This is a genomic window from Alteromonas sp. KC3 (assembly GCF_016756315.1).
GTDB lineage: Bacteria > Pseudomonadota > Gammaproteobacteria > Enterobacterales > Alteromonadaceae > Alteromonas.
In genome coordinates this window covers 1108356-1121808 of sequence record NZ_AP024235.1, presented here as the reverse complement: position 1 = coordinate 1121808, position 13453 = coordinate 1108356, and the positions used below count along the sequence as shown (strand labels likewise).

The window sequence follows — 13453 nt, the reverse complement described above, 5'->3', positions numbered from 1 at the left end:
CTATTTATATTTCTTTACGGCTGCGCGGCCTCTAGAAAACTTGACCGCTTCATCTTTTGCATTTTCTAGCAAGCCTTGCGCCAGCTCCTCAAGCTTTTGATTTATCGCAATTTCATTTCTAGAAAAAGCTTTTTTTGCGTCTCCCTCAAGACGCGATAGCGCGCGAACGACAACTTTATGACGAATTTGGGATAAGTATCTGAAACGTTCCGTAGAAAACGCTTCAATATCGGAGGACAGACAAGCAGACAACTCTGCGTTGACTGCTTGAAGGAAAAGTGGTGTGTATTCGTGGTTTAAAATTGAGTTTTTCAAACAGCTTGTCGTTTTTGACGCTGGGCTTCGTACGCTTCCTGTTTTGCTTCTTCAGGAATTTGTACCCACGCGTCTCGAATGGGTGTTAACAGGCTAGACACTTCATCTAAAATATTCAAGTTGTTGTTTATATGCGCTTCGCTCAATCGTTCTACCATGTAGTTGTATAACGCAAACATGTTTTCTGCAACCTCACCACCCGCTTCAAGATCAAGCGTATCTCTCAGGTGCATAATAATGGCGCTTGCTTTAGAAATGTAGTTAGCTTTCTCGACAAAGTCTTTACGTTCCATTGCGCCTTTCGCGTACGCGATACGATCAAGCCCACCTTGCAACAACATTAATGTCAGTTTATGCGGATCAGCATTGGCAACATCTTGTTTAAGATTTCCTTTGCGATACGCGTTAATACCCTTAAGTGACATAATATCTCCAACTCTTTTCTATCTACAGCGACGCTAATAACGCAGAGCCAGTTTGGTTTAACTGAGCAACGGTTTGGTCAAGATTCAAATACTTGTCACGAAGAATGTCTTCGTAACTTAACATGCGTAATTCCAATGTTTCACGTTCGTCAAAGATCTCATCACGAGTATCTTTTGCAGAGCGCTCTCGAAGACTAATCAAACCACTGTACGATGTGTACTCTTTCGAAAATTCGTATAATCTTGTGGCGATACCTTCGTCATCATCAGTAAACAACTTGGCGATTTCATCGAAGTTATCTTCTAGCGCGTCTTCTAAACGGTCTTCACCCGAGCCCAAACCAAAGTCAGTTGTTCCGATCTCAAGTTTACCGTCACTATCAAATTCAATACCAACTTGAAATAAGCCCCCTAGCGCGGACGCGCTAACATTGTCACCAATGATTGATGCTAAGCCGGTTTGGATACCTCGCAATAAAGAGTCACCCGCTAGCGCACCATCTTCTTCAAGCTCTGATTCACCGTAACGCGTTAACGTCTGTATTTCGTCTATTAATGAATTGTAGTTATCGACAAAATCACGAATCTTTTTATCTAAACCGTCTTTGTCGTAACCAATATTGAGTTTCGTAGCAAGAAAGTCGCCCACAGAATCTTTCGGAGACACTTCATTGACTTCAAATGACACGTTTTGAATGGTGTTCTCAAATTCATTTGAGCTACTTTGCACCTCTATACCATCGACATACGCGATAGCATTTTTGGCTCCTTCGATATTCGCTGCACTGATGTTTGCCGTACCGCCAGTGGTAGATAATCTATCTAACTCTGCAGCTCCTGTGTCATTGGTAATAACAAGATCGTTGCCGTCGCCAGTTTCACTTGAAGAAAACACTAAGCGAGGTCCCGCAGCAGTTCCGGTATCAATAATATTGGCAGTAACACCAAAATTATCATCAGCGTTATTAATCGCTTCTCGAAGCTGGGTTAGCGTCATGCCAGCCGACACATTAATAGTAAAGCTCTCACTACCGCCCACATCAAAGGTGAGTGAGCCCGTGCCGGATGAAAGCACCGAATCGCTGCTTGAAGTAAATGCACCGTCATCTGTTGTTATACGGCTACCAGACGCCAATTGCTCGACGACTATCTCGTAACTCCCCCTTAAAGCGGAGTTAGATGCCTCTGCAGATAATACATCGTTGTCTTCGGAAGGATTGGTAATGGTCGGTTCACGACCATTAATGCCGTTGTCACTTCTTAATTCGTCAACAGCATCTTTAAAGTCAGACAATTTAGATTTAATTTGACCGAGGCCAGAAATTTCAGCCTCGTTTCGCTCTTCTTTTGCATTAAGACGCGCCTCTTTAGGCTGCCTTTCTGCATTCAAAAGCTGCTGCACAAGATCATCAAGGGCCAAGCCCGATCCTACACCTAGAGACTGAATTGTCATACATTACCTCATTAAACCTGATTGTTGATAAACACTCCCACGCTGTTCCCAACATCCTGTTGTAATTCTTGGATACGCTCGGCAAGTTTTAGTACTTCCTCGGAAGGAATTTGCCGTATCACATCACCAGATGATGAATCTTTTACCGTTACCACAGAGCGATTTGTATTTTCATCTATGGTAAACGCTAAATCACGATTCTGAACTTTCAAGAATGATTCAACTTTAGCGACAGCTTCCTCAAGCTGGGCGCCATTTCTCTCACTATCTTCTATATCGGCTTGTCGATTAGAAGCTTGAGATAAATTTTTACTGTCGACCGCCGAATTAGCTGTGTTCCGCTCAACTGCTACATTTGCACTTTGCTTTTGTTGAGACAGTGATTGTTCGCGAGAAGAGTCTACCTCTGGTGATCCTTCTGTCTCAACGCGAACCGGCGCAACAGCGTTATTTGGCGCTACTGATGTAACCGATGCAAAAGCTTGGCCATTTTGGGTATTTTGAATTTCCACCTAATACCTCCTTACTGAAACGACAAAACGGGTACTTGCTCAAAAAGCAAACACCCGTTACATCTCAATTAAGGTAACTAATATAGTATAGCTTATCCAAGCAACGACAACGCAGTTTGCGGACGCTGGTTTGCCTGGCTGAGAACTGAAACAGATGCCTGCTGAATAATCTGGTTTCTAGTCAGTTCAGCGGTTTCTGTTGCAAAGTCAGTATCTCTGATTTGTGAACGCGCTGAAGACAAATTCTCACTAATATTACTTAGATTACGAATAGTTGATTGGAAACGGTTTTGAAGCGCACCCAAATCAGCACGAACCGCACCAATACCCGAGATTGCACCGTCGATATCAGAAAGCAATGACGAAGCGCCAGTTGCAGTTGAAACATCGTTGCTTGTAATACCAAGACCAGTTGCGCTAAATCCGCTAATTGAGCCTAAGTTTGTAGACGACAAATTAACAGAGATTGTTTGACCTTCGTTCGCACCAACTAGGAACTTCGCAGAGAAGTTACCATCAAGTAAGTTAACGTTACCAAACTGCGTATCCGTTGCGATACGCGAAATTTCAGTACGAAGCGCAGACACTTCTTTTTGAAGCGCCAGACGGTCTGCAGAGCTGTTGATACCATTTTGTGATTGAACAGCTAGAGTACGGATACGCTGTAAGCTAGTTGTTACTTCGCTTAGTGCACCTTCAGCCGTTTGTGCTAATGAAATAGCGTCATTGGCGTTACGCACAGCTTGATTAAGACCTTGCACCTGTGATGTAAGACGATCTGAGATTTGAAGACCAGCGGCATCATCTGCAGCACTGTTAATACGGAATCCCGATGAAAGTCTTTCAAAAGATGTGTTTAGACGATCATTAACGTCAAAAAGCTGACGCTGTGCATTAATCGAAGACACATTAGTATTTACAAATAAAGACATTAGATTACCTCCTAGGGATTCGATGGCCGTTGTGGTATCATCAAACCCTTCCAGTTCAAATTAGCTGGGTCACTACTCCCTGCTAACTCCTCTCGTAAAAGTAAAGTAAATTACCCCTCAACAATAGGTATCGGCCAACCCTTTAGGTTCTTTAGCTTTTTTTTCTATTTTTTTAAAAAATAATCACAAAAACAACATAAACAATTGATTTAAAACAATTAATTATTTTAATTTTTTTGATGAGATAATGGAATTTGTGCATCAAGTTTGAAAAAAAGCATGCGAAAAACCCAACGCCCAAAACGCTTTTGCGTAAAACAGACTATTATCAGATGTGTCCCGTTTAGGCGTTGAAAACGAGAATTAGAATGCTACGTGAAGAAGGTCGACGAGTTGATGAATGAATCGCAATGTTCTTGTATCCCGCGCGCTCAGAGATAACTTTCAAAGATATCAAAGTTGGCACTAAACATGCTAAGTAATATTTGAACACACAGTGTTGCTCAGCTTGTGTTTGAAATTGACGGGATGTTTCGGTAAGAATAAAAAAAGGCCGAGACAATTTATCTCGGCCAATTTGCTCACGTTAGGAGATTGAGCAAATTCAGTTTCTGTCGGCTGGCAGGGTTTAAGTAGGATAAACTGGCCTCTCAACCAACACTTCTACACTCTCAGTCCTGTTAGTCGGCGCTTTCTTCAAAGGGGCGGCCCTATGGCCGCAACCTTTGTGGGGGATGGCCTCTCAACTCCTTCCCAAATTAACGCCTACGTAATTAACCTAGTAGTGACAATGCTGCCTGAGGACGCTGATTCGCCTGGGCAAGAATAGTTGTACTTGCTTGCTGAAGAATCTGGTTACGGCTTAATTCTGCCGTTTCAGTGGCAAAGTCTGCATCTTTAATTCGTGATCTTGCCGCAGATACATTCTCAGAGATATTGCTCAGGTTACGAATTGTTGACTGAAAACGGTTTTGTAATGCACCAAGGTCAGCTCGCAAGCCACCAATAGCCGATATCGCTGAGTCAACTGCAGTCAATAGGCTTGACGCAGAACCTTCGGTTAACACGTTGTCGGTGGTAATGCCCAAACCTGTAGCACTAAATCCGTTTACACCTGCACGCGTCAATGCATTGGTAGACAAATTAACAGAGATGGTTTGACCTGCGTTCGCACCAACAAGGAATCTTGCTGAAAAATCACCAGACAGTACGTTTACACCTGCGAACTGTGTGGTCGTTGAAATTCGTGAAATCTCAGTACGCAGTGCAGAAACTTCTTTTTGCAGTGCGACACGGTCAGCAGAGCTGTTAATACCGTTTTGAGACTGGATGGCCAACGTACGAATACGTTGAAGTGCTGTCGTCGTTTCTTGCATTGCACCTTCCGCGGTTTGCGCTAGTGAAATGCCGTCGTTCGCGTTACGCACAGCTTGGTTCAACCCCTGAACCTGAGATGTCATACGGTCGGTAATTTGTAGACCAGCAGCATCGTCCGCTGCACTGTTAATTCTGAAGCCTGATGAAAGGCGCTCAAACGCAGTGCTTAGATTGTTGCCAGTAGTGAATAATTGACGTTGTGCATTCAATGAAGACACGTTGGTATTTACAAATAGACTCATGGGTCTCTCCTAACAGTTTTAAGTGTGCGCTATTATTTTTATTATTTGCGCATTGGTTTTAAATATTTGGCATAGCCTGTGCTTTATTTACCAGTGTCAGAGTAAATCTGACGTTTTATCGGCACACTACCGATGAAACTTGCTAAAAAGAGAATTTACTTCTCTTTGCTGGCTGGTGGGTTTGTTGTTCCAGAACCTCAAACCTCTCACTACCTCCTGGCTTCATTCTCGCCGGTCAGCAGCTCCACCCAACTTCAGCAAACCTTCTTATTTATCGACATAAAAATAAATTTCCTTTAATAATATTTGAAATTAATTTTTACACCTTTAAAGCACTGTTTTTCCTAACTTTAATAAACACCTAAATTCAAATTAAGGTGCAAAGTTTTGTTACTTTACGTGCATTAGATTTATTATTGTTTGCACCAGAAGATAAAAAACATCTTTACCTCCCCTTTGTAATAGTTATCGTCACATCAGGGAATTTCCTTTAGCGTTTTTTTATGTTTTTTGACGCGCCTTTCGAAGTAAGAATAAAGTAATTAAATTTCATATAGTTACAAGGCACTGAGGAAGAGTTGAATGGCAGAAACCGGTGTGGTTGTTAGAAAAAAGTCAAAAAAAGCTGACACTTCATCAGTGTCAGCTTTTAAGTTATCTCGTGGATCAGAGCACTACCTCCTGGCTCCACCCTCCCTAACGCGCTTATCCAAGAAGCTGTAACGCAGCCTGTGGACGCTGATTAGCCTGAGACAATACAGTTGTACTTGCCTGCTGGATAATCTGATTACGCGTCAAGTTAGCCGTTTCTGTTGCAAAATCAGTATCTTTGATCTGAGAGCGGGCTGCAGATACGTTTTCTGATATGTTGCTCAAGTTACGAATAGTTGACTGGAAGCGATTCTGAAGTGCACCAAGGTCTGCACGTAGACCACCGATAGCAGAAATAGCACTGTCAACCGCGGTCAGCATGCTTGATGCATTGCTTTCGCTTAGAACGTCTGCACTTGTCACACCTAAGCCTGTTGCACTGAAGCCACTTACACCAGCGCGCGTAAGCGTACCAGAAGACAAGTTAACAGAAATAGTTTGACCCGCATTGGCACCCACTAGGAATTTAGCTGAAAAGTCACCCGACAATACATTTACACCAGCAAACTGGGTAGTTGTAGAGATACGTGAAATTTCAGTACGCAACGCAGACACTTCTTTTTGAAGCGCTACACGGTCAGCAGAGCTGTTGATACCGTTTTGCGACTGGATAGCCAACGTACGGATACGCTGTAGTGCTGTTGTAGTTTCTTGTAGTGCACCTTCTGCAGTTTGCGACAGTGAGATCGCATCGTTTGCGTTACGAACCGCTTGGTTAAGGCCTTGCACTTGTGAAGTCATACGATCGGTAATCTGTAGACCTGCAGCATCATCAGCAGCGCTGTTGATACGGAAGCCTGAAGATAGACGTTCGAAAGACGTGCTCAAAGAATTGCTCACATCAAAAAGCTGACGCTGGGCGTTCAATGAGGATACATTGGTATTGACGAACATAGACATAAAGTCTCTCCTACACTCTCAGTCCAGCTGGTGCTGGCAGTCGGACATACCGACGTTTTGTTTTAGTAGTCACCAACACCTGAGGGGTAATTGATGAACTGGCTCTCTCAGAATCTATATCGACAAGATTTAACTTCCCTTTAGAAAAAATTACGAAAATTGCCGAAAAGCGGTAAGGTATTGCCGTAAAGAAATAGATATTTCTTGGTTAAGGGTCAGATTTTTAAAGGAGATTTCGATGTTTGACAAAATTCAGTTCGAAAAACCTGTACGCATTTCTAAGCCAGCAAAACACGCAGCATTTACCGATTTGCACGACAATCCTTTTGACGATTCTCATAAAACGTTATTTTGCTGTTATCGAGAAGCGCAAGATCATGTCAGCCCTGACGGAAGGATCCGAATACTTACTCTTGATATAACGACGTTCAACGTTATTCGACACACTAGGTTATCGCTGCCAAAGTATGATTTGCGTGACCCGAAGTTTTCATTTGACGGGCGAAGGTTAATTCTTACTGCCTATGCCAAAACATTTTTAGAAGATGGAACCATGTTTACCAAAATGGTGAGCTTTTTCAGTACCACGGGAGAGTCGTGGTCGAGTAGAAATGAGTTTGGTGAGAGTCGATGGTGGTTGTGGAATCACACTTGGTACAAAGACGAAGCCTATGGCTTCGCTTACAATCGCCCTTCTGAATTTATTTCTCTTTTTAAAGGCGATCCAACACGCTCAATGCAAGCCTATAGACCCAATTTATTTGGTAAGAAAAAACAGGGAAAAGGATACCCTAACGAAAGTGCTTTTCTCATTGACGACGCTGGTACTGCGTCGGTTTTTTTGAGGCGCGATGCAGACACATTTAGTGCACAATTTGGCACAGCGGTGGCACCTTATGTGAATTGGCAGTGGTATGATTTAGGGATCTATATTGGTGGCCCGGCCGCTGTGGCACTTAAGGATGGAAACTTTTTAGTTGCCGGGCGACATATTGACTGGCAGGCTCGCAAGTTTTCCACTCGCCTTTGGCATTTTAACGCTGATACCAAAACGCTTTGTGAACTTTTGACCTTACCCAGTGCGGGTGACACTAGTTACCCTGGACTTGTGCTTGAAGGCGATACCTTGTATTGCTCTTACTACTCTTGCCATATCGACAAGGAAGCACGTGTTTACATGATTAAAATAACTGGCGTAAACACGCTGTATTCGTAGGTTTATATGTAATTGAATAGAGACAAATTGGTCACTTGGGGAAAAGTGGCCAATGCAGCACTCAATGCCGTTTCTTGCTTCGCAAATTCCGTAGAAGCCTCGGCGTAGTCAATATCCTGAATCGAAGAACGTGCCGCTTTGGCTGCGATTTCCATATCTAAATTACTTTCGTAAGTACTTTCGGCAATATTAAGCCGACTACCGATAGATGCCCGTTCTAGTGAGATCTTCTCAAGCCCATTATCAAGGCCCACAAGCGCATCGGCGATAGACTCTTGCAGCGCGCTATTGTTAATAGTTGAGTCCATTAAAATAACTTGGATCTCATGAAGTGATTGCGCCACACTTTTCTTTTCTGGCGCATTGAGAGAAAAGTCTATGGTATCGCCAGTAGTCGCCGATGCAGAAAACTCCATACCTTTGATACTAAATGGTGATCCAGACTGGTAGTCAACAGTGTCAATTACTGCACCAGTGCCTTGATTTACCAGTTGTGCCTGCCCTGACGCTAAAAACGTAATTTGATAGTCGTTGTTAGCTGCGGTAACCGGGTCATAGTTTTTGTCGAAAAACGTATCAAACGTACCTTGCTGTTTTACTGTTGCGCTTTCTAAATCAGCCACAGTGCTGCCAGTTACCGAAAATTTAAACCGCGAGAGTACATTTTCAAACACTTCATAGCCATTGCTGGTCGATTGAATTTTTGAGCTGTTCGACAATTGAATGAAGCTTACCCCGGGGTCGCCTGCAAAAGTAATCGCATTGCCAGTTGCAGCTGGGTTGTAATCAAACGCTTGGTTGCCTGACTGATAGCCCGCGTATAAATAGTTACCATCTGCATCTTGCGTATTCATCAAATTGAACACTTCTAACTTAATTTGTTCAAGTTCAGCACCAATGGCACGTTTGTCAGGGTCTGAAAGAATGCCATTACCCGCCTGTACGACAAGGGTTCTTGCCCGGTTAATTGAGTCAGTAATATTTGTTAATACCGCTTCTTGCTGTTCTAGCGAGCCAGTAACCAAATCGTTGTTTCGTTGAAATTGGCTCAATTCATCGATTTCTTCAGTAAGGCGAAGTACTTTCGCCGCGCCGACAGGATCATCACTTGGGGTAATAATGCGCTTTCCCGTGGCGAGCTGCTCTTGCGTTTTTGCAAGATCGCCTTGGTTATTCATAATAGAACGCATGTTCTGATCATAAAGTTGGTTTGTTGAAATACGCATTACTCACCTACCTTGCAGATTGCAAAATGGTATTAAATAAATCTTGTGCCGTAGACAAAATACGAGCGGCGGCAGCATAACTTTGCTGATACTTTATGAGATTCGCAGCTTCTTCATCTAGACTCACGCCCGATACTGACTCAAACCAGTTTTGAGACTGAACTTTCATTGCCTCAGCTGACGCCAGTGATACATTCGCCATCGCTGTATCTTCACCGACACGGCCCACCATAGACGCATAGGCATCTTGAAAGGTACGAGGCGTATTTGTTGACTCGCTACTTACTTGTACGTTGTTGGCATTTTGCAGTGCAGCTAAACTTAATGCATTGCTGTTATCGTTAAAACCGTCGGTATTATAGCCAATAGAAAAACTATCCCCAGCACGCGGCAAGCCGTCGAGGCTTAGATCATACCCAGGGTAATCAGTCAGACCGGCAAAACCCGCTGGCCAAGTACCACTATTTTTCGCTTGCTCAATCAAGTTATTCAGATCAGTGGCCCCTGTTACCGTCGCAATTGTCGCCCCCGTGCCATCGAGTACATCATAGGTATTCGCAGCGGTAAACACGATTTGCGCTGGTGCCGCAGTGTCGATGCCACCCGCACCATCAAACGCAGAACGGTCGGTGCCCGCGCCCACAATGGTATTTGTCACGGTAACATCAATGACGTTTGCACTGCCTAGGTTCGTATCGTCGGCGCCAGCGCGAACTGGGTTTGCAAAGGCTAAGTCTTCAGGACGGTTTGTTGCAAGCGTTATGCTTGATGCAACCGTCTTAGTAGGCTGAATTAAAAATTCATTGCCTATGGCATACGTCGACGTCCCTGAGAAGTCGACTTCAATACCACCTGGAAGTTCATTGAACCCTGTGGTTACCGCAAAATTTGAATAAACAATATCATTGCCCGATGCATCTTTTTTTGGCGTTCCGTCTGAATTAAGCAAAGTAATTTCAATTTCACTCGGCACACCTGCTGCAACGTTTGTTACCTCTATGCGATAGTCTGCGTCAGTCAGTTCAGCGCCTTGACCTTCTGTAATTTGCGCCGTTACAACATAGTCACCTGTAGTGCCCTCGTATGCTAAACCTGGGAATGTAGGAATAGTGAAAATGTCTCCACCTAACTGGCCATCCAGGTCCATCCCGAGCTTATTTTGGGTATTCATCGCATCGGCGAAGGCTACTGACAACTGCCCCACATCACGCATTGCTGGGCCTAGCACTTCGTCACGGTAGCGGAACAATCCGCCCATGCTTCCACCCAAGTCACTTTCAACGATGCGCACCGACGCATCGGCTTTGGTATTTGAACCAAAATCAGTTTCTAGCTTTAGCTGCTTAAAGTTTAGGTCAGCGTTGCTATTTAGCTCGAACAAATTAAACGCACCGTTTTCGAGTACAAGTGACTCTCCTGATGTCAGGTTAATGGTTACGGCACCATTTTGGCTTTGACTTTCTTTTACTGAAATGCCCATGATTGAGGCAAGTTCATCAATCGCTTTGTCTCGTTCATTAAGCAGTGCACTAGGCTGGTCGCTGGTGTTGTTGCCATTTGCGATGACAATGTTTCGGTTAAGATCGCCGATATTTCCAATCAAGGTATTGGCACGATTGATCAAAGAAGTAAATTCTAAGTTGAGTTCTTCTTCCTTCTCTATCATGTAATCAGAAAGCGTCTTCATTCGGTTGTACAACGACTCAGACTTACCCAGCACCTGCTCTCTGGAGGCGAGATTGGTAGGGTCGTCAGCTGCAGTTTGTAACGCCGAAAAGTATTCAGTCAGCCCTTTTGATATAGAATTGGCCTCACTGGCAAGCAAGTTGTCTATGGCGGTTGTCTTTTGAGAAAAAGATTCCAACTCTCCCACAGACGTAATGTCTCTTCGCAGCTGATTTTGGGCAAAGACATTGATGATACGTTCAGTATTACCAATTTCTACACCAAACACACCGCTGTTTTTAATCTCTGTGCGCTCGCGAACATACCCCGGCGTATTCACATTGGCAATGTTATTACTGGTGGTCTGAAGCAGCTTGCTACTGGCATTAACACCACTTGTCGCTATAGAAAATAAATCAACCGAATTCATTTTGATCTCTCCATCCCTATGGCATTAGCGCACTGAGTCGGTCGCTGTGATAAACGGCCATTATCTTGTTCGCGTATTCTGGATCGGTAGCGTAACCCGCATCTTGTAGTGCTTGCGTGTACTGGCGCGCATCAGAGGCCTGCTCTACCGCTCGATTATAACGAGGCTGCGATGTAATGAAGCGCCCATAATCTTCCATCGCCTCTTCTACAGAGCCGTAAGAACGAAATGCCGCTTTTTGTTTTTGAGCGATGCCGTTATTAAACTCAAGGGTATCTACAACCGCTTGCTCACCTTGCCATTGGGCGTTTGCTTTTATGCCAAACAAGTTGTGAGAACTTTTCCCGTCAGCGGTATGGATAACAAATTTTCCCCACCCTGTTTCAACAGCAGCCTGCGAAATAATTGCTTTGGGATCCATTCCATACTTATCAGCCACTTTCTGCGCCACTGGCATTAAGCTTTCAACAAACTGCTCTGGGCTTTCAAACATCGCATCTTTACGCGCAGACTGAGTACGAATAGAGCGCGAATTTAGGGCGAGATCTTGCGCTTGCTCAATGTACTGTGCACGTTCGCGATTTAGCGATGACAAATTACCATCGCTACGAATAACGCTCGATGGCGTATAACTATCTTCGGTTTGCCCTAACTGCTTAACAATCACGTCAGCAAGCCCTAACCCACCATTAGCCGTCAAGTCAGCAGCAAGCTGCTGGTCATGCATGTCGCGATAGAATTTTACTTGTTGAGAATTAAACGGACTATTTTCATCAGCGAGTGCGTCTTGTGCTTTACGCATAGACTTCAACATCATCTGCACAAATATAGCTTCGAATTGCTCAGCGGCTTCTTGCAATACTTTCTCATCGCCAGACGCTATTGCTTCACGCATTTTGTTAATGCTACCTAAATCGTGAACATTGCGAGCCATGTCCAATTGATTTTTAGTACTGAGCGCTTCCATTATACAGCTTCCTAAATAATGATCAGTTCGCCGCGTAGGGCACCGGCCTGACGCAAAGCTTCAAGAATTGCCATCAAATCACCAGGTGCCGCTCCGACTTCATTGACGGCGCGAACAAGCTGATCCAATGTGACGCCCGGTTCAAACTTGAACATGCGACTGTCAGCCAAATCAACATCTACAATCGACTGTGTAGTAATCGCGGTTTGTCCTTCACCGAAGGCATTAGGCTGCGAAACCTGCTGATTTTCGGAAATTGTGACGGTAAGCCCACCGTGCGTAATGGCTGCGGGCAACAGACGAACGTCGCTTCCAATGACAATAGTGCCAGTTCGACTATTGATAACCACACGCGCAGGCGCATCTGCTGGCGTGAAGTCAAAGTTTTCAAGTGTTGCTAAAAAGCCAACACGTTGGCCTGCGTCTCTAGGTGCAGTTACTCTTACTGAAGCGGCATCAATGGGCTTTGCAATAACATAACCATTCTCAGGCTGCGCACCCAATCTTTCATTGATGGTGTCAGCTAGCGCTTTAGCAGTGGAAAAATCAGGATAGTGAAGATTAAGCGTCAAATAATCCCCATTGGCAAAGCCACTTGGCACGCTTTGCTCTACCATGGCTCCATTGGGAATGCGCCCAACCGTTGGCGTATTTACAACGATTCGAGAACCATCACCGCCTTCTGCACCGAAACCGCTTACAACCAAACTCCCCTGTGCCACGGCATACACTTTGCCATCAACACCGCGCAGGAAAGTTTGTAACAACGAGCCACCTTGCAGGCTTTTCGCTTCACCAACTGAGGATACAGTTACATCAATGGTTTGACCGGGTTTGCTGAAAGCGGGCAAATTGGCATGTACCGCCACCGCGGCAACATTTCGCGTATTAGGTCGCGTGTTGGCATCCATCCGTATACCAAAATTAGCCAACATGGTTCTAAAACTTTGCTCAGTAAAAGGGTTCTGTTCGCCAGTGCCTGGCAAGCCGACAACCAAACCGTAACCAATTAACTGATTTGAACGAACACCCTGAATGGATGCAACGTCTTTAATACGCTGTGCATTAGCGCTATGAATGCAGCCTACACACATGCACAGTGCTATCGCGAAAAACGAAAAATAACGCATAACTACACTCTC

The 13453-nt window shown here is 44.4% G+C and carries 12 protein-coding genes; 1 reads left to right on the top strand and 11 read right to left on the bottom strand.

Annotated features, from left to right (window positions below; genetic code table 11):
* The 7 genes from JN178_RS04975 to JN178_RS04945 all read right to left on the bottom strand — a co-directional run bounded on the left by JN178_RS04975 (position 1) and on the right by JN178_RS04945 (position 6807).
* On the bottom strand, positions 1-315 hold the full coding sequence (locus JN178_RS04975; protein WP_202264123.1) for a hypothetical protein: 315 nt from the start codon (positions 313-315) through the stop codon (positions 1-3).
* The gene (gene fliS, locus JN178_RS04970) at positions 312-740 is read right to left on the bottom strand and encodes a flagellar export chaperone FliS (RefSeq protein WP_159623557.1); all 429 of its coding nucleotides are present in this window, start codon (positions 738-740) and stop codon (positions 312-314) included. The genes JN178_RS04975 and fliS overlap by 4 nt, the downstream gene beginning before the upstream one ends.
* Positions 741-762: 22 nt before the next feature.
* The gene (fliD, locus tag JN178_RS04965) at positions 763-2193 is read right to left on the bottom strand and encodes a flagellar filament capping protein FliD (protein WP_202264121.1); all 1431 of its coding nucleotides are present in this window, start codon (positions 2191-2193) and stop codon (positions 763-765) included.
* A gap of 11 nt (positions 2194-2204) precedes the next feature.
* Positions 2205-2705, bottom strand: a complete 501-nt coding sequence (locus JN178_RS04960) for a flagellar protein FlaG (RefSeq protein WP_202264119.1) — start codon at positions 2703-2705, stop codon at positions 2205-2207.
* Between the two features lie 92 nt (positions 2706-2797).
* Positions 2798-3637: a flagellin N-terminal helical domain-containing protein gene (locus JN178_RS04955; protein WP_159623560.1), complete on the bottom strand. Its 840-nt coding sequence runs from the start codon at positions 3635-3637 to the stop codon at positions 2798-2800.
* A 773-nt stretch (positions 3638-4410) separates the two neighbouring features.
* Positions 4411-5256: a flagellin N-terminal helical domain-containing protein gene (locus JN178_RS04950; protein WP_159623561.1), complete on the bottom strand. Its 846-nt coding sequence runs from the start codon at positions 5254-5256 to the stop codon at positions 4411-4413.
* Positions 5257-5961: 705 nt separating this feature from the next.
* The gene (locus JN178_RS04945; RefSeq protein ID WP_202264117.1) at positions 5962-6807 is read right to left on the bottom strand and encodes a flagellin N-terminal helical domain-containing protein; all 846 of its coding nucleotides are present in this window, start codon (positions 6805-6807) and stop codon (positions 5962-5964) included.
* A gap of 238 nt (positions 6808-7045) precedes the next feature.
* Between JN178_RS04945 and JN178_RS04940 the strand changes: the two genes are divergently transcribed.
* Entirely contained in the window at positions 7046-8023 is a 978-nt protein-coding gene (locus JN178_RS04940) for a hypothetical protein (RefSeq protein WP_202264116.1), read from the top strand.
* A 2-nt stretch (positions 8024-8025) separates the two neighbouring features.
* Here the strand turns inward: JN178_RS04940 and flgL are convergent, their stop codons facing one another.
* From flgL to JN178_RS04920, 4 genes are read right to left on the bottom strand one after another with little or no spacing between them, the layout of a single operon-like run.
* The gene (flgL, locus tag JN178_RS04935) at positions 8026-9249 is read right to left on the bottom strand and encodes a flagellar hook-associated protein FlgL (RefSeq protein ID WP_202264114.1); all 1224 of its coding nucleotides are present in this window, start codon (positions 9247-9249) and stop codon (positions 8026-8028) included.
* Positions 9250-9256: 7 nt separating this feature from the next.
* Positions 9257-11344 (bottom strand): flagellar hook-associated protein FlgK, encoded by a 2088-nt coding sequence (gene flgK / locus JN178_RS04930; protein ID WP_202264112.1) that lies wholly within the window; start codon positions 11342-11344, stop codon positions 9257-9259.
* Between the two features lie 16 nt (positions 11345-11360).
* Positions 11361-12311 (bottom strand): flagellar assembly peptidoglycan hydrolase FlgJ, encoded by a 951-nt coding sequence (gene flgJ, locus JN178_RS04925; RefSeq protein ID WP_202264110.1) that lies wholly within the window; start codon positions 12309-12311, stop codon positions 11361-11363.
* 11 nt (positions 12312-12322) lie between these two features.
* Positions 12323-13441 carry a flagellar basal body P-ring protein FlgI gene (locus JN178_RS04920; RefSeq protein ID WP_202264108.1) on the bottom strand — a complete coding sequence of 373 codons (1119 nt, stop codon included), beginning with the start codon at positions 13439-13441 and terminating at the stop codon, positions 12323-12325.
* Positions 13442-13453: the final 12 nt, after the last annotated feature.